This is a genomic window from Arthrobacter sp. ZGTC212 (assembly GCF_002929255.1).
Taxonomy (GTDB): domain Bacteria; phylum Actinomycetota; class Actinomycetes; order Actinomycetales; family Micrococcaceae; genus Arthrobacter_B; species Arthrobacter_B sunyaminii.
Genome location: NZ_PJIJ01000002.1, coordinates 207,615 through 227,936 on the forward strand (window position 1 = coordinate 207,615; position 20,322 = coordinate 227,936).

Annotated in this window: 21 protein-coding genes; 10 read left to right on the top strand and 11 right to left on the bottom strand. The window is 64.3% G+C overall.

Annotated elements, in window-relative coordinates:
* Positions 1 to 110: 110 nt before the first annotated feature.
* From CXQ89_RS07535 to CXQ89_RS07575, 9 genes are all read left to right on the top strand, one after another.
* Positions 111 to 506 carry a hypothetical protein gene (locus CXQ89_RS07535; RefSeq protein WP_104054582.1) on the top strand — a complete coding sequence of 132 codons (396 nt, stop codon included), beginning with the start codon at positions 111 to 113 and terminating at the stop codon, positions 504 to 506.
* A gap of 414 nt (positions 507 to 920) precedes the next feature.
* Entirely contained in the window at positions 921 to 1,325 is a 405-nt protein-coding gene (locus CXQ89_RS07540; RefSeq protein ID WP_104160828.1) for a hypothetical protein, read from the top strand.
* Positions 1,326 to 1,729: 404 nt separating this feature from the next.
* Positions 1,730 to 1,927 (top strand): hypothetical protein, encoded by a 198-nt coding sequence (locus CXQ89_RS07545; RefSeq protein ID WP_104160829.1) that lies wholly within the window; start codon positions 1,730 to 1,732, stop codon positions 1,925 to 1,927.
* 29 nt (positions 1,928 to 1,956) lie between these two features.
* Positions 1,957 to 2,682, top strand: a complete 726-nt coding sequence (locus CXQ89_RS07550) for a class I SAM-dependent methyltransferase (protein ID WP_104160830.1) — start codon at positions 1,957 to 1,959, stop codon at positions 2,680 to 2,682.
* 282 nt (positions 2,683 to 2,964) lie between these two features.
* Entirely contained in the window at positions 2,965 to 3,672 is a 708-nt protein-coding gene (locus tag CXQ89_RS07555) for a hypothetical protein (RefSeq protein WP_104160831.1), read from the top strand.
* 123 nt (positions 3,673 to 3,795) lie between these two features.
* On the top strand, positions 3,796 to 6,285 hold the full coding sequence (gene uvrA, locus CXQ89_RS07560; protein WP_258060070.1) for an excinuclease ABC subunit UvrA: 2,490 nt from the start codon (positions 3,796 to 3,798) through the stop codon (positions 6,283 to 6,285).
* 88 nt (positions 6,286 to 6,373) lie between these two features.
* The gene (locus CXQ89_RS07565; RefSeq protein ID WP_104161399.1) at positions 6,374 to 6,928 is read left to right on the top strand and encodes a GNAT family N-acetyltransferase; all 555 of its coding nucleotides are present in this window, start codon (positions 6,374 to 6,376) and stop codon (positions 6,926 to 6,928) included.
* Between the two features lie 145 nt (positions 6,929 to 7,073).
* Positions 7,074 to 7,451, top strand: a complete 378-nt coding sequence (locus tag CXQ89_RS07570; protein ID WP_258060071.1) for a GNAT family N-acetyltransferase — start codon at positions 7,074 to 7,076, stop codon at positions 7,449 to 7,451.
* Positions 7,452 to 7,674: 223 nt separating this feature from the next.
* Positions 7,675 to 9,396: a bifunctional UDP-sugar hydrolase/5'-nucleotidase gene (locus CXQ89_RS07575; protein ID WP_104161400.1), complete on the top strand. Its 1,722-nt coding sequence runs from the start codon at positions 7,675 to 7,677 to the stop codon at positions 9,394 to 9,396.
* Between the two features lie 18 nt (positions 9,397 to 9,414).
* On the opposite strand, the gene CXQ89_RS07580 is transcribed toward CXQ89_RS07575, so the two are convergent.
* The 4 genes from CXQ89_RS07580 to CXQ89_RS07595 all read right to left on the bottom strand — a co-directional run bounded on the left by CXQ89_RS07580 (position 9,415) and on the right by CXQ89_RS07595 (position 11,475).
* Positions 9,415 to 9,849: an SRPBCC domain-containing protein gene (locus CXQ89_RS07580; protein WP_104160833.1), complete on the bottom strand. Its 435-nt coding sequence runs from the start codon at positions 9,847 to 9,849 to the stop codon at positions 9,415 to 9,417.
* Between the two features lie 172 nt (positions 9,850 to 10,021).
* Positions 10,022 to 10,129: an NfeD family protein gene (locus CXQ89_RS18325; RefSeq protein WP_181032258.1), complete on the bottom strand. Its 108-nt coding sequence runs from the start codon at positions 10,127 to 10,129 to the stop codon at positions 10,022 to 10,024.
* Positions 10,130 to 10,513: 384 nt separating this feature from the next.
* Entirely contained in the window at positions 10,514 to 11,047 is a 534-nt protein-coding gene (locus tag CXQ89_RS07590; RefSeq protein ID WP_104160835.1) for a hypothetical protein, read from the bottom strand.
* Positions 11,044 to 11,475 (bottom strand): GNAT family N-acetyltransferase, encoded by a 432-nt coding sequence (locus CXQ89_RS07595; protein ID WP_104160836.1) that lies wholly within the window; start codon positions 11,473 to 11,475, stop codon positions 11,044 to 11,046. The genes CXQ89_RS07590 and CXQ89_RS07595 overlap by 4 nt, the downstream gene beginning before the upstream one ends.
* 233 nt (positions 11,476 to 11,708) lie before the next feature.
* Between CXQ89_RS07595 and CXQ89_RS07600 the strand changes: the two genes are divergently transcribed.
* On the top strand, positions 11,709 to 13,535 hold the full coding sequence (locus tag CXQ89_RS07600; RefSeq protein ID WP_258059959.1) for an immune inhibitor A: 1,827 nt from the start codon (positions 11,709 to 11,711) through the stop codon (positions 13,533 to 13,535).
* 102 nt (positions 13,536 to 13,637) lie between these two features.
* On the opposite strand, the gene CXQ89_RS07605 is transcribed toward CXQ89_RS07600, so the two are convergent.
* The 7 genes from CXQ89_RS07605 to CXQ89_RS07635 form a co-directional block, all read right to left on the bottom strand.
* Positions 13,638 to 14,933: a ribonuclease D gene (locus tag CXQ89_RS07605; RefSeq protein ID WP_104160838.1), complete on the bottom strand. Its 1,296-nt coding sequence runs from the start codon at positions 14,931 to 14,933 to the stop codon at positions 13,638 to 13,640.
* 90 nt (positions 14,934 to 15,023) lie between these two features.
* Positions 15,024 to 15,653: a DUF3000 domain-containing protein gene (locus CXQ89_RS07610; protein ID WP_104054868.1), complete on the bottom strand. Its 630-nt coding sequence runs from the start codon at positions 15,651 to 15,653 to the stop codon at positions 15,024 to 15,026.
* Between the two features lie 190 nt (positions 15,654 to 15,843).
* Entirely contained in the window at positions 15,844 to 16,935 is a 1,092-nt protein-coding gene (locus CXQ89_RS07615; RefSeq protein ID WP_258059960.1) for a low specificity L-threonine aldolase, read from the bottom strand.
* 43 nt (positions 16,936 to 16,978) lie between these two features.
* Entirely contained in the window at positions 16,979 to 17,752 is a 774-nt protein-coding gene (locus CXQ89_RS07620) for an SDR family NAD(P)-dependent oxidoreductase (RefSeq protein WP_104160840.1), read from the bottom strand.
* A complete protein-coding gene (locus CXQ89_RS07625; RefSeq protein ID WP_104160841.1) occupies positions 17,753 to 19,144 on the bottom strand; it encodes a DUF6421 family protein in 1,392 nt (463 codons plus the stop codon).
* A 180-nt stretch (positions 19,145 to 19,324) separates the two neighbouring features.
* A complete protein-coding gene (locus CXQ89_RS07630) occupies positions 19,325 to 19,651 on the bottom strand; it encodes a hypothetical protein (RefSeq protein WP_146067209.1) in 327 nt (108 codons plus the stop codon).
* A gap of 96 nt (positions 19,652 to 19,747) precedes the next feature.
* Positions 19,748 to 20,272: a CPBP family intramembrane glutamic endopeptidase gene (locus CXQ89_RS07635; protein WP_146067210.1), complete on the bottom strand. Its 525-nt coding sequence runs from the start codon at positions 20,270 to 20,272 to the stop codon at positions 19,748 to 19,750.
* Positions 20,273 to 20,322: the final 50 nt, after the last annotated feature.

Below are 20,322 nucleotides of genomic sequence, written 5' to 3' on the forward strand. Positions count from 1 at the left end.
ATCGGCGTTTAACGCACCGAAGCAACGCAAGCGAAAGCATCTGTTGTGGGGAAGTCCCGGTCCGGTGCGGAGCAGCTACCACGGGCATCCCCGGGGCATAAAATCTGAGGATGCCGGAAACCGCAGATGTGATGGGATCCATCCTGGACGTGTTGAGTTGGGCGGGTCTCGCCGCAGGCCTTCCGCTGGTGCTTATTGGCCGGATCATCGGCAGGCGCAGATGCGTATGGATCAGCACCACGGCCGAAGTCTTTGAAGCCGGAGGATTCACGGGCCTTCGGTGGTCCGATCGCGAAGGAAGCCCCCGCCAGTCCCTGCACACCGCCGAACAGACCCGCGGGCTGGAGCCGGGAACGGAAGTTGCCCTGCACTATGACGCCTGCCACCCAGGCAAATGGGGCCTCGAAGAGCCCCGAAAGGAAAACCCTGTGCTCATTCTGGGGTGGACGCTGAGTGCGGTCGGCATAGCCAGCACGCTGGGAGGCTTCATCCTGATGCTCTTGTGATGCGGCCTTTCAAGGGCTGACCGCTCCTGCGCCTTCTGCTGCTGGAACTTATCCCGGCGTCTTGCACTGCTGAGACGCTTCTGGACGGATCCATCGTGCAGATCCTGCTCCATCGTGGTCCGATGCCGGGAGGCCCGCTCCTCGGCGTCGGGATCAAGCGTCCGCAGCTGCGCCTCCGCCAGGTGCCATCTCATTTTCGACGGGAATGGGTTTTGGGTTTCGGAGACCCAAGAGAGATCTGCAGAACTCACACGCGGTCCTACCTGGGGTTCTAGGGCAGCCCCGAGGGCTGGTTCCAACGGGCTGGCGGGGCACTTATCAAGTGTTTCCCTAGCCTGTAGCCTGCTTTGACGGCCCATTTGCCGTGGCATGGTGCGGTACGTCATTAGGAAACAGGTTGAGTCTGGGGGAATCATGAATAAAGCTCAGCCTGCTACCAGACCGACCAGTGCAACGATATTCGCCGTCGTTGCGACCTTGCTAGCCGTGCCGATTCTGCTTGCGCCATGGCTGTTAGGAGAGCTTCTCGGCGCTCCCAACCAGCAGCTGTGGGCCATCACTATTGCCATAGCCCTGTTACTGGGCAACCTTTGGGTGAACTGGGGGTGGTGGGTTAGGACGGATCGAGCGATTCTCAAAGAATGGTTGTTCTCGGCTGTGGAGGCCGCCCCGGCCACGGTCATCAGCGTACTCATCGTTCAACCTGGCGATCGCGTCGGTTACACCTGGGTTGCCTTGGTTTTCCTAATTGGTCTTGCGTCGGCCAACATAAGAGCCGCCCACCGCCAACATAAGACCCGCCTACCGAAGGCGCAATAACGCCGGTAACACCGGCGCTGCGACGGCACCGACCAGGTGAGAAAATCTCAGTGTCCGTTATTTCATTCAGCTGGCGGACGGTCTTGAATGCCGAGAACAATGCGCGCTGGATCCGGGTTTTCGCGCCAGCTCTTTCCGGCGAACAATTCCTGCGAGACGGTTTGGCCGGCACCGGTGCGTGCCCACGTGGCAAGGGTGTTCGACGCCAAGGGCAACGCCACCGGCGTCACCGTTCCTGACGGTTCCCTTTCCCGCTTCCGTTCCCGCCGGCTGCCCTTCAAAGGGGAGCCGGCGGAGCTGTTTAAACCGGCATCTGTTAGGCTCCCGGGTCATGGGTGCACGTACCGACGGGTACGGGTGGGCGGCGGCGCGAACAGAGGCGGTGACGTGCAATGAATCAGCACATGAGCGATAAGACCCCGCATGCGAGGGACAAAAACGACGACTCGCCGGCGATCTGGTTCTTCGTGGCAGCGGTTTTTGTTATCACGCTTCCGCAGATGGGCAACGGCGAGTGGCTTCCCCTCTGGGTTTCCATGGCGGCCGGTGTCCTGCTCACGGCACTGGGATTCTGGTCTATGGCGCGTGTGCGGCGGCGCTAGGGTTCGGCGGATAGCACACTGGGGGAGCGATGGCGGAGATGACGGACTACTACGCCCAGCCGGAGCTCGCCCAGCGTTACGACGCCGAGACGCAAGGCCGCGCCGACCTGCCGTTTTATCTCGCCCTGGTCCGGGAGCTGACCCCTGCCTCGGTGGCTGATGTCGGCGCCGGAACCGGTCTGTTCTGCAGCTTGCTGGCAGGTTCCGGCATGACACTAAAGCTCACCGGCGTGGAGCCGCAGCACACCATGCTCAACATTGCCCGCCGGCAACCGTTCGCGGACCGGGTCCAATGGGTCCATGGCACGGCTGCGGACCTGCCCACAGCATCTTTCGACCTCGTCTTCATGACCGGACATGTGGCCCAGTATTTCCTCGACGACGCCGCGTGGGCGGAGGTCCTGCGGCAGATTGTTCGGTCCCTGGTGCCCGGCGGACGGGTGGCCTTCGAGATTCGTAATGCCGCCGTCGAGGCGTGGCGCCAATGGAATGACGACAAACCCCGTCCCGTGGCTGGCGGGTCGGTCCGTCAAAACACCACGATGACCGGCGACCTTGTTACCCATGTGGACGAATGGACCATCGGCGGCCGGACCTACACCACGCGCGAAACCCTCCGGTTCCCGGACGACACCGCAATTCTCCGGGGACTCGATGCCGCCGGGCTGAAGATAGAACGTTTCTGGGGCAACTGGGACGGTTCTGCGGCCACTGAGGAGAGCCCCGAACGGATCATCGTGGCGCGGACTACCTGATCTCCCAATCGCCGGCGCGGGAACAGCAGGCTTGAGACTCAGGCGGCAGTTCCGCTGCCACTTCGGGATTCCGCGGCCGTTTTGGGAAATCGCTGCCACGGCGGACCGGCAGTAATTTCCCAAAATAGCTGCGGAATCCCGAAACGGAGGGATTTCCGCCTCCAGTCGGGTGTCGTCGCTGACGCCGGGTGCCCGCCGGCGTCCGTTTCGGCCGAAGACCCCAGGCTCATTAGAATGGATCGGTTCCCGCCCTGCCCAACGTTCAGAATTTTGGAGTCTGCCTTGTCCCGAGGAAAACACCATCCGCCGCGGCCCAAACCGGCCAACAGCGAAGGGATGCTGATTGCCAATGACCTGAAAAAGGACCGCGGCTGGACGGACACGCAGATCAAGACCTTCCTGCCTGAGCCGGACCAGACCGCGCGCAATCCGTTTTCCCGCAAGGCGGCACCCATGAAGCTGTACGCGCTGGAGAGGGTCGAAGCCATCGAGGCCACGCCCGCATACCAGAAGGCGCGGGAAGCATCACGGACGCGGCAGATTGCCGCCCGCACCCGAGCGCTGGCGAAAAAGAAGGAAGCCGTTGCGGCGGCGCAGGCGCTGGAACTGAGTATTGTTCCGGAGCCTTGGCAGGAGATGCAGGACAACGCCATTGCCCACTTCAACAGCAGGCTCCGGCGCAGCCAGTCCCCGGCCAGCCGCAACACCTCCAAGGCGAGGCTGGACCGGCTGACCGTAAACTATCTGCGGCACAAGCAGACCTCCTATGAGGAGGAGCTCAAGGAATTCAAGGGTGTTGTCGGTGTGGGGGAGGCCTACCTCGTCGTCCGCAACCGGATCCTGGACCTCATCGCGGACACCTACCCTCAGCTGCGCGACGAGTGCGAGCGGCAGAAGTTCGAAGCTCCTGAGCTGCCCGACGGCGTGCATCTGCCGGACAGCCTGCAACTCTCGGAGCGCGTGCCACTGTCGGACGCCGTCACGCGCTAAGCGGAAAGCAGGCTTACCATTTAGTCCCGAGCCGCCCTCCTCGGTAACCTGAGAAGGATGAGTATTGCTGAGTCCTCCCCAAAAACCGCCCCGGCCGCGAGCACAGACGTGAGCATCAACGGCATGGTCCGTGTGCGCGGAGCGCAGGAGAACAACCTGCGCAATGTCGACGTCGAGATTCCGCGCGACGCGATCGTTGCCTTCACGGGAATATCCGGATCCGGCAAGTCTTCGCTGGCCTTCGGCACCATCTACGCCGAGGCCCAGCGCCGCTACTTTGAGTCCGTGGCCCCGTACGCACGCCGGCTGCTGTCCCAGGGACACACGCCCAAAGTGGAGGAGATCACCGGGCTGCCTCCCGCCGTCGCCCTCCAGCAGCGCCGCGGCACGCCCAGTTCACGTTCCACCGTGGGGACGCTGACCACGCTTTCCAACTCGATGCGCATGCTCTTCTCCCGCGGGGGCACGTACCCGGCGGATGCTGAACCGGGGAGCCTGGACTCTGACGCATTCTCACCCAACACGGCCGCCGGCGCCTGCCGGGAGTGCTCGGGCCTGGGGATCGCCCACACCGTCACCGAGGACTCCCTGGTGCCGAACCCGAACCTGAGCATCCGCGACGGTGCCATTGCCGCCTGGCCCGGCGCCTGGCAGGGTAAAAACCTGCGCGACATCCTCATCCAGCTGGGCTACGACGTCGACGTGCCGTGGAAGAAGCTGCCCAAGAAGGACCGCGACTGGATCCTGTTCACTGAGGAACAGCCAGTCGTGATGATTACCCCGCAGCGTGACAGGGTCGCCAAGCCTTACAAGGGCCGGTTCTGGAGCGCCAAGTCCTATGTTCTTCACACCCTGGCTGACTCGGGCAGCGAGCAGATGCGCAAACGCGTGCTCGAATTTATGGTGTCCGGGCCGTGTCCGGTCTGCGGCGGAGCGGGCCTGCGTCCCGAAGCGCTCGCAGTTACGTTCGCCGGTCGGAACATCGCCGAACTGAACGGCGCCACCCTGGGTGAGCTGGCGGAAATCATCCGGCCGACGGCGGAGCTGAAGGCTGCTGGAACGGCGTCGCGGTCGGCGGCTTCCAACGAGGACACCGAAGTTGCCGTCACCATCACCCGCGACCTGCTGTCCCGGCTTAGGATCCTCATCGACCTGGGACTGGGCTACCTGAGCCTGTCCCGGTCCACACCCACCCTGTCGCCGGGTGAGATGCAGCGTCTGCGCATCGCTACGCAGCTGCGCTCGGGCCTGTTCGGCGTCATCTATGTCCTGGATGAGCCGTCCGCGGGCCTGCATCCAGCCGACGCCGAACCGCTGCTGGCCGTCCTGCAGGAGCTGAAGGAAGCCGGGAACTCCGTCTTCGTCGTCGAGCACAACATGGATGTGGTCCGCAGCGCGGAGTGGATTGTGGACGTGGGACCCCAAGCCGGCGACGGCGGCGGCACTGTCCTCTACAGCGGTCCCGTGGCGGGACTGAAGGACGTGGCAGAAAGCGCCACCCGCCCGTTCCTGTTCCGGGAAGCCGAGGAACCCGCATCGGCCGACCGGACTCCCGGGCGGTGGCTGAACCTTAAGGGCATCACCCGGCACAACCTGCGTGAACTCGATGCCGAGATTCCGCTGGGCGTACTCACCGCCGTCACCGGTGTCTCCGGTTCAGGCAAATCCACCCTGGTGAGCCAGGTGCTGGCCGAAACCGTGGGCGTGCACGTCAACGGCTCCTCGGCCGCGGCCGCCGACCGGGCGGATGACCCGGAAGCGGAGCTGGAGGACGACGTCGATCCCGGCGCCACAGTGCGCGACATTGCCGGGCTGGAGCACCTGGACCGCCTGGTTAAGGTGGACCAGCGTCCCATCGGCCGCACGCCGCGCTCCAACCTGGCGACCTACACCGGGCTCTTCGATGCCGTGCGCAAGCTCTACGCCGGCACCGACGAGGCCAAGGCCCGCGGCTACACCGCAGGCCGTTTCTCCTTCAACGTGGCCAGTGGACGCTGCCCCACCTGCCAGGGTGAAGGGTTCCTCGCCGTCGAACTGCTGTTCCTGCCCGGCACCTACGGTCCCTGCCCGCAGTGCCACGGTGCGCGGTACAACGATGAGACGCTGGAAGTCACCTACCGCGGCAAGAACATCGCCGACGTGCTGGGCATGCGGGTGGAAACAGCTGCGGAATTCCTCGCGGACGTCCCGGCGGCGGCGCGGAGCCTGCAGACCCTGCTCGACGTCGGCCTGGGGTACCTTCGCCTGGGGCAGCCGGCCACTGAACTCTCCGGCGGCGAGGCCCAGCGCATCAAGCTCGCCACCGAGCTGCAGCGTGCCCGCCGCGGCCACACCCTGTACCTGCTCGATGAGCCGACCACCGGTCTGCACCCCCAGGACGTGCGCCTGCTGCTCGCGCAGCTCAACCGGCTCGTGGACGCGGGCAACACCGTGGTGGTGGTGGAACATTCCATGAACGTGGTGGCCGCCGCGGACTGGGTCATCGACATGGGACCCTCCGGCGGCGACGACGGCGGCCGGATCATCTGTGCGGGTACGCCGGCCGAGGTTGCCGCGTGCGACGCCAGCCGCACCGCTCCGTACCTGACGGCGGCGCTTAAGACGCTGGGATAGGGCGCGGGGGCAGGACAAGGGCGCGGGTGTGCCCGGCCACTGACTCAGGCGGATGGGGTTCGGGTTAGGCTGTGACGTGCTTACCGACATGCAGGACCTGCCTGCCATCACCCTGCCCGACGGCATCCGGCTGGTCGTCGTGTGTCCCGAAGACGCTCCCGCTCTCGCAGCTGCCTACCAGCGGAACCGGAACTATCTGGCGCCGTGGGAACCGCTGCGCCCGGACGCCTTCTTCACCGGGGATGGCCAGCGCTCCGTCATCGACGCCAAGCTGGCGCTGTTTCAGGCGGGGAGTGAAGTGCCCTGGGTCCTTGCCGACGGTGAACGGATCATCGGAACCATCACACTGACCGGTATTGTCCGCGGACCGTTCCTCTCCGCGAATCTCGGCTACTGGATCGACGGGGAATACGCTGGACGGGGCCATGGCACCGCGGCCGTGACCGCCGTCGTCGAAACGGCACGGGAACGTTTGGGCCTGCACCGGATCCAAGCCGCGACCCTGCTGCACAACGCCGCGTCACAGCGGATTCTGGACAAATCCGGGTTCGCGCAGATCGGTCTTGCTCCCCGATATCTGAAAATCGCCGGCCGATGGCAGGACCACCTTCTGTTCCAGCGGATCCTCGAGGCGGCCAAATGATCCCGGCACTCCGGCCCGCATTGATCACCACGCCCCGCCTGGTGCTGGAACCGCTGGGTGTCCAGCACGCAGCTGAAATGGCTGACGTGCTCGCGGGGACGGCCTTTACCGGTACATCGGCGGCGCGGCGCCGACAGCGGAGGAACTGGCACGACGGTACGCCGCCCAAACCGTTGGCGGATCACCGGACAGGCGGGAGATCTGGCTGAACTGGATCATCCGGGACAACGGTGCGGCGTGCGGTTTTGTTCAAGCGACGGTGTCGCAGGAAACGGACGGGCCGACGTCGTATGTTGCGTGGGTGGTGGGCGAGGCGTTTCAAGGCAGGGGCACAGCCACGGCGGCAGCGCGGGCGATGCTGGGCTGGCTTCGGATCCACGCCCCCGGACCGGTCGCCGCCTTCATTCATCCCGAAAACCGTGCCTCAGCGGCCGTCGCACGGAAACTTGGGCTTGCAGCAACAGGGCTGATCGATGAGGACGGCGAGGAACGCTGGGACGACCGCGCAATGCGCACGCATTAATGGAGCCGGCAGAAAAGCGCAACATGTTCAGCACCGTCATCCCAAAAAATACCAGCGACTTTTTTCGTTGCGCCTATTCCGGAATTGCACCTAAACCTGCAAGGGTGCCTGAGGGGGATAACGCACGCACTATGAGGAGCTGAACACATTGCTGTTTCCATTTGCCCGACGGCGGGGTGCTGCCACCGCAGTCACCGCCGCCATCGCACTGACATTTGTTTCAATGACCCCGGCTGCAGCCAAGCCTCCGCACCACGGCGGCAAGGACCAGACAACCTCCGTCACGGTCCTGGGCACTTCGGACCTGCACGGCTACATCGAGAACTGGGATTACTTCAAGGACGGCGAATACGATGACGCCGCCTCCAACGACGTCGGACTGGCCAAGATCTCCACCCTCGTGAATACAGTCCGGGCTGACCGGGGCAGTGCCTCCACACTGCTGATCGACGCCGGTGACACCATCCAGGGCACCTCGCTGACGGATTACTTCGCCAACACGGAACCCATTACCGAAACCGGCGAAATCCACCCCATGGCTGCGGCCATGAACGCGATGGATTATGACGCAGCGGCGCTGGGCAACCACGAATTCAACTATGGACTCGATCTGCTGCGGAAGTTTGAAAGCCAGCTGGATTTCCCGCTGCTTGGCGCAAATGCAGTGGATGCAACCTCCGGCAAGCCGGCATTCACCCCGTACATCATCAAAACGGTGAAGACCAAGGGCAACAAACCCGTGAAGGTCGGCATCCTGGGTCTCACCAACCCCGGGGTGGCCATTTGGGACAAAAATAACGTTGACGGGAAGCTCAAGTTCCCGGGCATCGTGGAGCAGGCACAGAAGTACGTGCCGCAAATGAAGGCACGCGGAGCGGACGTGGTGGTGGTCAGTGCCCACTCCGGAACGTCGGGGACCTCCTCCTACGGGCCCGAGCTGCCGCTGGAGAACGCCTCCACCCAGCTGGCTGAAACAGTGCCCGGCATCGACGCCGTCCTGGTGGGACACGCCCATCAGGAGATTCCGGAACGCTTCGTGACGAACAAGGTCACCGGTGACCAGGTGCTGTTGACCGAGCCGCTGAACTGGGGCATGCGCCTGTCCGTCATGGACTTTGAACTGAAGAAGGTGCGCGGCCAGTGGGACGTGGTCTCGGCGTCGGCATCGCTGCTGAACGCCAACACCGTTGAGGCGGATCCCGAGATCTCCAAACTGGTGGCCGAACAGCACCAGCGGGTCATTGACTACGTCAATACGCCCATCGGGACCGCCACCGAATCCATGCCTGCGGCGGAGTCACGCTACCGCGACACAGCCGTCATGGATTTTGTGGGTTCGGTTCAGGCCTCTGCCGTGGACCGGGCGCTCGACGGCGGACCCAACGCCGATCTGCCGGTGCTGTCGCTGGTGGCGCCCTTCAGCCGCACCGCGGAAATCCCCGCCGGTCCGGTGACCATCCGCGATCTGGCCGGGCTGTATGTCTTCCCCAACACCCTCTTCGGTGTCGAGATGACGGGTGCGCAGATCAAGGAGTACCTGGAGTATTCGGCGAAGTACTTCGTCCAGACGGCGCCGGGCGCCCCGGTGGATCCGGCCACCCTGACCAACGCAGACGGCACTCCTGACTACAACTACGACATGATGTCCGGCGTTGACTATGACATCGACATCAGCCGCCCGGTGGGAGAGCGTATCGTCAACCTGAGCTTCAACGGTGCTCCGGTGGATCCGGCGCAGCGGTTTGCCGTAGCCACCAACAACTACCGGCAGTCCGGCGGCGGCAACTTCCCGCACATCTCCACGGCGCCCGTCCTGGTGAATCAGCAGACGGAAATCCGCCAGCTGCTCATCGACTACGTGGTGGCTCAGGGCACCGTTGACCCGGCGGACTTCGCCGAGAACAACTGGCGCCTGGTGCGCGGCGGCGTGCCCGTCTTCGACTAAGCTGCCGGAAACGTTCTCTCAGCCGGCGTCGCTCTGCTCCAACCAGGATTTAAACCGGGAGTACAGCTCAGGGGTGTCCTGCTCCACGGCAGCGGCGGTGGCGCCGGTCAGCCCCGACAGCCGGACACTAAACATGCATTCCCGTTCGCCCGTCGGTGTGATGAGGTACTCCAATTCACCGGCGGGCTCATCAGCAACCCGGTCATCCCACCGGGCGTCAAAAGTCAGGACGAGCCGGTACGGGGCGTCGGCCTCCACGACGGATCCGACGATGAGGTTATTACCGTCCGCGTACAGGGCATAGTCGCTGCCCGGCTCCATGGTTCCGCGCAGACTGGAATCCCACATCCAGCTGCGCGGAACATTGGAGGCCGTCAGAGCGCGCCACACGTCCTCGGGCGGGCAGGCCAGGACCGTGGAATAAATGGTTTCTGTGGACGCGGCGGATGGCATGGCGGCAACCTTTCCAAACAGTGAAGGGACCCCCCGAAGTACAGGGGGTCAGAATCGGAGACCGGAGGAAAGGAACGCAGTAACCTGACCGGGTGCGCCGAGACTAAGCCAGGGTGCCGCCCGGCGCCAGCGCAGTATGCAGGATTGTTATGCCGGTGATTGCAGTTTTCCGCTAGTGCAGCAGATAGCCGTCGGTAAAGTTCTCGAGCGGCTCAACAATGGCCCTGTTGCCGGGAGTGGTGCCGACAATTCGGACCCGGGTACCCTTGGGCAGCGCCACTTTTCCTGTTTTTCCTATAGTTATGGCATAAACAATCCGGCCTGCCTCGATTTCGACCCGGCCTTCCATATTAATTCTGGTCGAGGCTCGTAAGAGGCTTGGTGACAGTGCCTTGCCTTCCCAGATAGGAAGAGACTTCCGCCGCCCCCAGATACCTTTTACTGATGCGGGCCGAGGCCCAGACATGTACGACGATGGCAGCAAGTGAACCGACAACGACGCCGGCGACTGGGGACCGTGTTGGTGCGCCAGCCATGAAACCGACGATGCTGAACGGCAGGGTGGTCCACCACCATGAGGGCGGGTAATAGCCGTGGCCCTTTATGACGTTGCTGAGAAGGACCCACATTCCGAGCCCCCACGCCACGGGGAAAACGGCCCAGATCATTGGTTGTCCTCCGGTGTTTGCGAGCTGTGTTCCGGGCGGCGAGAAGAGGAGGGTCCGGTAAATGACGTCAGGAGGGCCGGCGGGGCGGCAATCAGGACTTCGCCGCCATCGCGGGGAAAGGATGCCACGCGCCAGCCGGGGTTGAACCGGAACAGGGATTCGGAAAATGAGGCCTTGCGCATCCCCGCGAAATCGGAGGTTCGCACCGCCAGCGGGTCATCGCCGGCCCGTGTGCCGCCGGACAGAGGCTGCAGGGTCAGCCAATCCGGATACGGAGTTGCGAGTGCACGCGCCCACCGCGGCCGGGAGAACGCAGCAGCGGGCGCCAGGATCCGGCATTCACACTGGTTCCTTGCCGCATAACGGCGCCGGGTCCGGCGCTCCCGGCGGATGTGCATCAGTGCCAAGACGAAACAGTACGCACAAAACACCCAGGCTGCGGTTTCATTGCCGCGGACAATCAACACCACACCCGCGGCGGCTGTAAACAGCAGCACAACGGCGGCATCGCGCTGGGTGGACTGTTTCATCCATCGAACCGGACGAATGCCCGTAGCGGCAATCCGCCGCCGGCGTCACCGCCTGCCTGCCGGTAGCCCAGAGATTCGTAGAATGCCTTCTGGCCGGGCTCAGTGTCCGTGAGCAACACCTTTTGCCGCACATGGGCGTACGGTGCCAGGACAAATTCGACCAGGCGCCTGCCCAGTCCGGTTCGCTGGTGCCGGGGATCAACGAGGACGTCCTGCAGGTAACAAATCGAGTGACCGTCTGAAATGATCCGGGCCAGGCCCACCAAGTCATCGCCGTCGCGGGCGGCCGCCAGCAGCGTGGAACCCGCAAGGGCAGCGGCCAGGTTGCCCGGGTCCTTGGTGTAGGCACTCCAGCCCACCGAGTCGTACAGCCGCACGACGTCGTTCAGCGGCAGATCGGGTCCGGCGGCGTATTCGAGTCTGGGCACGGCAACAGCCTATCTGTACACCGGAGCCAAAGGCCATGGAATTCCACCTGTAACCCGCATTGTCTCTCCCATTACAGGGCTCCGGACATTTTAGAAAGGGGTCCGCTGGATATTTCCCTTCGTTTTTCCTAAATAGCCAATCGCTGTGGATGTTGTTTCCGCGCTAATTCAAACGGGCCTTACCTTTATCCCATCACACTTCCACCCGTGAAGTTTTGTTCTAAGGGGATCACTTGATTCGTCGAAACAAGCGCAGGAATGCGCGGAAGGCAGCCGTGCTGGCCGTCAGCAGCGTCCTTTTGCTCTCGCCCTTGGCCGCTGTGGCAGCTCCGCCTTCCCAGCCGGACGCAGGGGACGGCGGGACCTTTGCCGGAGCCCCGGGAGCCAACGGCAGTCCCGGAAAAACCGATGACCGTCCCGACGCCGCCGCAGACGAACGGCGTGCCCTGAATCAGCAGGCAGTGGAAAAGGTGGTCCGCGGCGAAGCTCCGGTCCAGAACCGAGGCGGCTCCAAGGCCGTCCAGGTGGCCCCGGGGCAGTGGGCGGAGTACGGACTGGAAGACAGCGACCAGATCCTGTCCTTCCTGATTGAGTTCGGTGACCAGGTGGACCCGCGGTTCCCGGATTCCGCTCCCGGGCCGCTGCATAACCAGATCCCGCAGCCCAACCGCAGCGCGGACAACTCCACCTATTGGCTCCCGGAGTTCGACCGCGAGCATTACCTGGACATGTTCTTCAACCCGCAGGGCGAATCCCTGAAGACCCTGTATGAGGAGATGTCCAGCGGCCGCTACACAGTGGACGGTGACGTCAGCGACTGGGTGACCGTGCCCTACAACACCGCGAGTTACGGCCAGACCGAATCCCAGGCGGACATGACGCGCTTTGTGCAGGATGCCGCTGATGCCTGGTACGACGGGCAGATTGCCGCCGGCAAGAGCGCCGCGGACATCGACGCCTATCTGGCCGGCTTCGACCAGTGGGACCGCTACGACTACAACAAGAACGGCAACTTCGATGAGCCGGACGGCTACATTGACCACTTCCAGGCTATCCACGCCGGCGAGGGTGAAGAAGCCGGGGCGGCGGAATCCACCATATGGTCGCACCGCTGGTCCGTGGGTCAGGCCGGCAGGGGAACTCAAGGTCCCGCTGCCAATCCCTATGGCGGCATCCGGATCGGGGACTCCAAGGTGTGGATCCGCGATTACACCACCGAACCGGAAAACGGCGGCCTGGGTGTTTTCGCCCACGAATACGGCCACGACCTTGGCCTGCCCGACCTATACGACACCGCAGGCGGGGACAACGGAACCGGCTTCTGGACCCTCATGAGCTCCGGCTCCTGGCTCGGACGCGGTGAAGACTCCATTGGTTCCACCCCCAACCACATGGGTGCCTGGGAAAAGCTGCAGATGGGCTGGCTCGACTACGATGTTGCCGCCGCGGGCGAGAAATCCACACACATGCTCGGCCCGTCCTACCACGCCACCAAGAAACAGCAGGCCGTGGTGGTTACCCTCCCGCGGGACGCCAACGGCAACGGACGGTACTACATCGCGGAGAACCGCCAGTACGTCGGGTATGACGCCACCTTGGAGACCGGGCCCTACAACTTCGGCTGGGCACTCAGCTCTCCGGACCGGGTGGAGCACTTCCCGTACCAAAACGGACTCCTGGTGACCTACTGGAACGCCGGGCAGCGCAACAACAACACGAGCCAGCATCCCGGTGCCGGCCTCGTTCTCCCGGTGGACGCACGGCCTCAGGCGCTGAAATTCTCCGACGGCGTTGTGGCCCGCAACCGCATCCAGAGCTTTGATGCAACATTCGGCAAGGAAGCCACGGATCCGATTCTGCTGCACCGTGAAACGGCGGCCGGGATGAGAACGCTGAACGTGCCGTCGCGGCCAGGCGTCGCCGTGTTCAATGACAGCAACCCGAACGCGTACTATGACCCGGCAAATCCGCAGGGCAGCGTTGTGGTGGCCGGAACCGGAACCACCATCAAGGTGGTCCAGAGCAACCCCAAAGGAATGATGACCATAAAGGTCAACTAACTGCCGGCGCGCCGAGCCCCGCGGCCCCGTCCGCTGAGCTCGTCTTGCGGCACTAAAACAGCAGGGACCGGAGGTTTTCCTCCGGTCCCTGCTGTCTTCGCCCTATCGGGAGCTGGCGCTGTCTTTTTCCTTTTCCACCAGCGGGTCCGGATCAAGGAACGCGACGGTAAGCACTGCAGCCGTCTGCTCGATCTGCCACTGGCGTGCGCCCAGGTCCCGCAGCGCAGAGCTGATCGAATCCAGATTGATCTGTGCCGGAGGACGCCAGGCCACCCGGCGAAGGGTGTCGGGAGTCAGCAGATTCTCGAGGGGCAGGTTCAGCTGCTCGGCTACGGCAGCCAGCCGCGGTTTTGCTGTTTGCAGGCGTGCCGCTGCCTCCGGATCATTCTTGGCCCATACCCGCGGGGGCGGCGGAGCGTGGGTGGGAATGTGCAGCGGCGGCAGGTCGGTGGCGGACCGGCCAGCGGAAATGCAGCGCAGCCAGCGCGGTGCTTCCTTCTGTGCGGCGCGGCCGTGGAAGCCCGGGGTGCCCAGCAGCTGCGGCACGGTGGTGGGCATGGCCCGTGCGGCCGCCACAATAGCGGAGTCCGGGATGAGCCGGCCCGGGGCCGTGTCCCGGTTTTCGGCCAGGTGCTCGCGCTCGGTCCACAGTTCGCGGACAACGGCCAGCTGCCGGCGGTCACGCAACTGGTGCATGCCGCTGGTGCGGCGCCACGGGTCCACCCGCGGGGCCGACGGCGGTGCCGTCCGGATCGCTTCAAACTCCTGCTCCGCGAAGGTAAGTTTCCCGGCGTCGTCGAGCACCTTGATCAGTTCAATGCGAAGCTCGGCGAGGACCTCAACGTCCAGGGCGGCATAGCGCAGCCACGGCTCGGGCAGCGGGCGGGTGGACCAGTCGGCCGCCGAGTGCTCCTTTGCCAGGGTAAAACCGAGCAGGTTCTCAATCACCGCGGCCAGGCCGACGCGCGGCAGTCCCGCCAGGCGTGCGGCGAGTTCCGTGTCGAAAAGCTTGTCCGGCCACATGCCCAGTTCCGAAAGGCAGGGCAGGTCCTGGCTGGCTGCGTGCAGAATCCACTCCACGCCCTGCAGAGCGTCGTTGATGATATCCAGGTTGTCGAACGGTTCCGGATCGATCAGCCAGGTGCCGGCGCCTTCACGGCGAATCTGGACCAAGAAAGCGCGCTGGCCGTAGCGGAAGCCGGAAGCGCGTTCAGCGTCGACGGCTGCGGGTCCGGTGCCGGCGGCGAGAGCCTTGGCGGCCCGTTCCAGTCCGCGGGGAGTGTCGATGACCAGGGGCACCCCGTCTCTTGGTGCCTCCAGCAGCGGGAGCTCAACCGGCTCGTCGTTCGGGTCAGCGGAAGGGGTGTGGACGGGGGAGCCGGGTATCTGCGCGGTCATAAGACCTTCAGTCTATCGAGTCCGGCGGTGCCGCAGTGACACACGGGCACCCCCGCCTGGTTCGGGGTGTCCAATTCTGGGCGTCTTGCCCTAGCTTCGGCGCACCCTGGGCAACGGAGTGACACCTTCGGGCAGGGGAGGAAGCCCGGCAAAGGTGCAGACCATGTCCGACCAGGCTTCCAAATGCTCCTGCACATCGGCGGAATCCGGGGTCCAGGAGGCACGCAGCTCAATATCAATGGCATCGCCCCGGCCGGCGAGTGTTCCGTAGCTTTCCGAGAGGATTCGGGTGGCGGTGCCCCCGGCGTTGGAGTATCCGGCATGGTGTTCCTGCAGGGCTTCCACGAGCCACGTCCAGGCGACTGAACCAACAAGTTCATCGTTGCCCATGTCCGGCTCCAGTTCGGCCCGGATGTAGGTAACAATCCGGAACGTTCCGTTCCATACGTCAGACCCCTCGGGGTCATGCAGGAGGATAAAGCGGCCGGTGGCCAGCTCGGTTTGTTCCGGAATGACGATTCCGGACGGGCCGTGGCCGAGGCCCTCAGCACGTGCCAGCGGTCCACTCGCGAGAATCTCCGCACCCAGTGACACCGCAAAAGGCGCCAACCGGGCCGGTGCCGGGATCTCGTTTAGATGCAGCTCAGGGCGGCACCGGGCGCGCCGCAGCGAACCGAGGGCTTTCAGGAAGTCTGGGGGTACTTGTGATAAGTCACCGATTGCACTCACCTTCGCAGGTTACTGGCGCAGACCTCGGGCAAAGGTTCAGGCTCGCCGAAGTGTCCCTTTTGTTATCTGCCCAGCCTAGGCCTCAGCTGCCGGTGGCGGGAGGGCCCGGGGTTGTTTGCCCGGACGTACCGCCGGCTTTGCCGGTCCCGGAGCTGCCGAAACAGCTCCGGGACCACAGCTGCTAGCTCAGCGCAGACTCTCCCGGAGCGGCGGGATCCGCAGCAACCTCGCGGGCAATGGCCTCGGCGAACGCATCGACGTCGGCTTCTGACGTGTCGAACGTGCACATCCAGCGCACCTCGCCCGTGGCCTGGTCCCAGTCGTAGAACCGGAACGAGGAGCGCAGGCGGTCCGCAACGCCGGCCGGCAGTTTGGCGAAGACAGCGTTGGACTCGGTGGGCTGGGTCAGCTCCACGCCGTCGATCTTCTCCACCGCTGCCCGCAGCCGCTGTGCCATGGCGTTCGCGTGTGAGGCCGAGCGCAGCCAGAGATCGTCCTCATACAGCGTGACGAACTGGGCGGAAATGAAGCGCATCTTGGACGCCAGCTGCATGTTCATCTTGCGCAGGTAATCCAGGCCGGGGGAGGCCTCCGGATTCAGTGAGACGATGCACTCGCCGTACATCATGCCGTTCTTGGTGCCGCCCAGGGACAAAATGTCCACGCCGGCGTCGGTGGTCATGGCACCCATGCCCACGCCCAGCGCTGCGGCGGCATTGCCCAGCCGGGCCCCGTCCATGTGCAGGAGCATGCCGTGCTTGTGGCAGTGCTCGGCAATGGCGGTGATTTCCTCCACCGTGTACAAAGTGCCCAGCTCGGTGGACTGGGTGATGGACACGGCCAGCGGCTGCGCGCGGTGCTCGTCGCCCCAGCCCCAGGCCTCCTGGTCGATCAGTGCGGGCGTGAGCTTGCCGTCCGCGGCGGGGATCTGCAGCAGTTTCATGCCGCCGATCCGTTCCGGCGCACCGTTTTCGTCCACATTGATGTGGGCGGTGGAGGCGCAGATGACGGCGCCCCAGCGCGGCAGCAGCGACTGCAGCGCTGTCACGTTGGCGCCGGTGCCGTTGAAAACGGGGAAGGCGCGCATTTTCGAGCCGAAGTGCGCAGTCAGCACCTCGCGCAGCTTGGCCGTGTAGACGTCTTCACCGTAGGCCACCTGATGGCCCTGGTTGGCTGCGGTCAGCGCGTCCAGGATTTCGGGATGAACTCCGGAATAGTTGTCCGAGGCAAACGCGCGGATGGATATGTCATGCAGGGGGGAAATGTTGGTCACAGTGTCCAGTATCTCTTACGGGTGTTTCGGTTCGAACCGCGGCTCAGGACCGCGGTACCAGGGAGATGCGCTGCCCGTTCAGCTGCGCCGCATCCTGGCTAAAAAGGTCGACGGCGGCCCCGGCCAGGGTCTGCACATCGGTGTAGGTGCTGAAGTCGCGGTCCGGCTGGGCCGCACGCATGGAGTCATCGACGAGGGCCTTGACCACAAAGACGACGGCGGCCGAGTGCTGCGGCTGAGCGTTTTCCTTGGCGCCGGACTGCGCGCGGCGGAAGCCCTGCGCAATTGCCTGCACCCAGGCTTCGGCCGCGGCCTTGGCTGCGGCGTACCCGGCGCCTCCGGCGGTGGGGGAGTCCACGGAGGTGGAGGAAATGATGGCGAGCCGGCCGTCGTCGGACGCTGCCAGCTGGTCGTAGAAGCTGCGGCTGACGTTGCGCAGGGTCTGCAGGATGTTGGTCTGTAGGAAATCCCAGTCGTCTTCCTTCTGCCCGGTGATGCCGCCGCCGCCGCGCCAGCCGCCCACCAGATGGATCAGCCCGTCAATCCCGCCGTACATTTCCTGCAGATCCTGGGAGAGGGCGTCCACGTCGCCGGGACGGGACAGGTCGCAGGTGCGCAGATCGGCGTCGAGCAGGCCAAAGAGGGTGTTTTCGAGCCGGGCGGCGTCGCGGCCCACCGCCACAACCTTGGCACCGGCGGCTTCCAGTGCTTTGCAGACCGCGACGCCGGACGCGGAGGCCGCGCCGGCCACCAAAACGGTACGGCCCCGCGCGGACTGGTCAGAGGCGGACGTTCCGGTGGCCGGCGTGGTGCTCATTTAGTTCGAACTCCCTGTGATTCCCGACGTGGATTCGATGACCGGGGCCATCTTCTTGGACAGCGCTTCGTAGAACATGGACAGCGGAAATTCGTCGTCCAGCACCTGGTCGGTGAGCCCGCGCGGCGGTCCGTCCAACGGCAGGGCGTCCGGACCCTTGGCCCAAACGGAGGCCGGGTTCGGCGTCAGCGTAGCGGACACCAGATCGTAGGCGGCAAACCAGTGGGCGGTCTTCGGCCGGTCGATGGAGCGCCAGTACAGATCCTCAATGTTCGCACCCAGGCGGACAACGACGTCGGCCACGTCTTCCCAGTCGATGCTCAGCTTGCCGTCGGTCCAGTGCAGGACGTGGTTCTGGTGCATCCAGGCGAACAACAGCTGCCCGCCGAGGCCGTCATAGTTGCGCACCCGGCTGCCTGTAATGGCGAACCGGAAGATCCGGTCAAAGATCACCGCGTACTGCACCAGCGTGGCATGTTTGCGGGCCTCCGGGGAAGCGTCCTCGTCCTTTTCGATCTTCACTGCTTCGCGGAAGGCCGTGAGGTCGCAGCGCAGTTCCTCGAGGGAGTATAGGAAGTACGGCATGCGCTGTTTGATCATGAACGGGTCAAAGGGGAGGTCCCCGCGCATGTGCGTGCGGTCATGGATCAGGTCCCACATGACAAAGGTGTCCTGGGCCAGTTTCTGGTCATCCAGCAGGGCGGCGGCATCCTCCGGCAGCTGCAGCGAGGTGATCTCAGCGGCAGCGCGCAGGACGCGGCGGAACCGGGCAGCCTCGCGGTCGGCGAAGATGGCGCCCCAGGTGAAGGTGGGCGTTTCGCGGACGGCCACGGTTTCGGGGAAGAGCACTGCCGAGTTGGTGTCGTAGCCCGGGGTGAAGTCCAGGAAGCGGATGGGTACGAAGAGCTTGTTGGAGTACTCGCCGGCTTCGAGTTCGCCGATGAACTCGGGCCAGACAACCTCGATCAGGACCGCTTCCACGTAACGGTTTGTGGAGCCGTTCTGCGTGTACATGGGGAACAGCACCAGGTGCTGCAGGCCGTCCGTCCGGTTCAGCTGCGGGGAGAACGCGAGCAGGGAATCGAGGAAATCCGGTTCGCCCAGGCCGCCGGCGACCCAGCGCTGCAGGTCCTGGACCACCAGGGACAGGTATTCGGCGTCGTGCTCGAAGGCCGGAGCCAGCGCCTCGACGGCGGCAGCAATCACTGAAATGAGTTCTTCGGCAGCGGCACGGTTGTCCGTGTCCACTGATCCGTTCTTGTTCTGCAGCGGCTGCAGATCCGTGGCGGCCTGCTTGAGTGCCTGCCAGGCCTCGGAGGTCTCCGGGCTGCTGCCGGCGGAAACGGCGGTAAAGCCGGGGTGGGAAAGCGAGGGAAACGCTGAGACAGACATGGCTGCGACCTTCCGGAGGGAGGCCGCCCCGAAGCAGTGGAGCGGCAGAGAAGTAATGCGTCGAGCATACTCACGAAAAACTAACGCTTACGCTGTTTAGCGTGACACGTAAGTACTACTTATGCTGATCCTTGGATCTCAGGGTAATGACCGTAACGTGTGCTGCGGGTCACAGGGTGCTTAGCCGGTCGAAGACGGCTCCACGTTCACTGTGCCGTCCCGAATGACGACCTGCCGGTCCGGGCACACGCGCTCAGTGAGGACAACCTCCTGGCCCGTCGGGAACCGCACGGTGGTGTCCCCCTCGGTGCAGCCGTATCCGAGGATATGGACACCGCCGTCCGATTCGACGGTGAATTCCTGGTCTCCGGTGGACACCGTGACATCTTCGGCCCCCTCGTTGCTGAAGCTGAGGTCACCGTCACCGTCCGAGGCGCATCCGGTAAGGGCGACGGCTAACGCCATCACCACGAGTGTGCTTCCCCCGAGTTGCTTCACGTATCTCATTGCGTCCCTCGCTGGCTCGAATAACCCGTGTGGCAGCGAGCCTATACCCCGGTTTCGGTTTTGGGGCGGCGAACCGGTGAGCATCTGCGGTCCGCGCTACCCGCCGAGCCTGTGGGCGACCGTCGGAATCAGGATGGGCAGGTTGATGCCCAGATGAAGCAGCATGCACGCCGGCAGGTTGCGGGTCCTGGCGTAAAGAAGATAGATCGCAAGGGCTCCTATGCCCGAGGTCCAGAGCCACTGAGGTCCGAAGAAGACGGTGTGCGGAGCGACGAACAGCGGCACGGTGAGGACGTAGGCGAGCCAGGGGTGGCGCGTCAGCTCACTGAGGCGTTCAATCGGGTAGCCGCGGTACAGAATCTCTTCGCACACTGCCGCCGACACGATCATCCCGGCAACGGCGACGACGGGAAGCGACGTGATGGATGCCGTTCCTGAATCCTCGGCGGGCGGCCAAAAGGTGAGGACGGCCCACTGCCACGCCATGTAGAACCCGAACAGATACAGGGCCCATTCGAGATCTTTGCCCTGCGGACGCCGCAGCCCCAAGGATGCAACGGGGCGCCGTTCGATCAACAGCACGTATCCGAGAAGGAGTGAGACGGCGAGGACGTTCCACACGATCGAGTTGGCAGGACCCTCGAACCCCGGAGCGATACCCAGCCCACGGC

Excerpts from the sequence above, each read along its gene's own strand:
- CXQ89_RS07545 (WP_104160829.1), top strand. The coding sequence starts at position 1,730 with ATGAGCGATAAGACCCCGCATGCGAGGGACAAAAACGACGACTCGCCG.
- CXQ89_RS07605 (WP_104160838.1), bottom strand. The coding sequence starts at position 14,933 with ATGACCGCGCAGATACCCGGCTCCCCCGTCCACACCCCTTCCGCTGAC.
- CXQ89_RS07580 (WP_104160833.1), bottom strand. The coding sequence starts at position 9,849 with ATGCCATCCGCCGCGTCCACAGAAACCATTTATTCCACGGTCCTGGCC.
- CXQ89_RS07590 (WP_104160835.1), bottom strand. The coding sequence starts at position 11,047 with ATGAAACAGTCCACCCAGCGCGATGCCGCCGTTGTGCTGCTGTTTACA.
- CXQ89_RS07535 (WP_104054582.1), top strand. The coding sequence starts at position 111 with ATGCCGGAAACCGCAGATGTGATGGGATCCATCCTGGACGTGTTGAGT.
- CXQ89_RS07565 (WP_104161399.1), top strand. The coding sequence starts at position 6,374 with ATGCAGGACCTGCCTGCCATCACCCTGCCCGACGGCATCCGGCTGGTC.
- CXQ89_RS07630 (WP_146067209.1), bottom strand. The coding sequence starts at position 19,651 with ATGAGATACGTGAAGCAACTCGGGGGAAGCACACTCGTGGTGATGGCG.
- CXQ89_RS07575 (WP_104161400.1), top strand. The coding sequence starts at position 7,675 with ATGACCCCGGCTGCAGCCAAGCCTCCGCACCACGGCGGCAAGGACCAG.
- CXQ89_RS07540 (WP_104160828.1), top strand. The coding sequence starts at position 921 with ATGAATAAAGCTCAGCCTGCTACCAGACCGACCAGTGCAACGATATTC.
- CXQ89_RS07625 (WP_104160841.1), bottom strand. The coding sequence starts at position 19,144 with ATGTCTGTCTCAGCGTTTCCCTCGCTTTCCCACCCCGGCTTTACCGCC.
- CXQ89_RS07620 (WP_104160840.1), bottom strand. The coding sequence starts at position 17,752 with ATGAGCACCACGCCGGCCACCGGAACGTCCGCCTCTGACCAGTCCGCG.
- CXQ89_RS07550 (WP_104160830.1), top strand. The coding sequence starts at position 1,957 with ATGGCGGAGATGACGGACTACTACGCCCAGCCGGAGCTCGCCCAGCGT.
- uvrA (WP_258060070.1), top strand. The coding sequence starts at position 3,796 with ATGGTCCGTGTGCGCGGAGCGCAGGAGAACAACCTGCGCAATGTCGAC.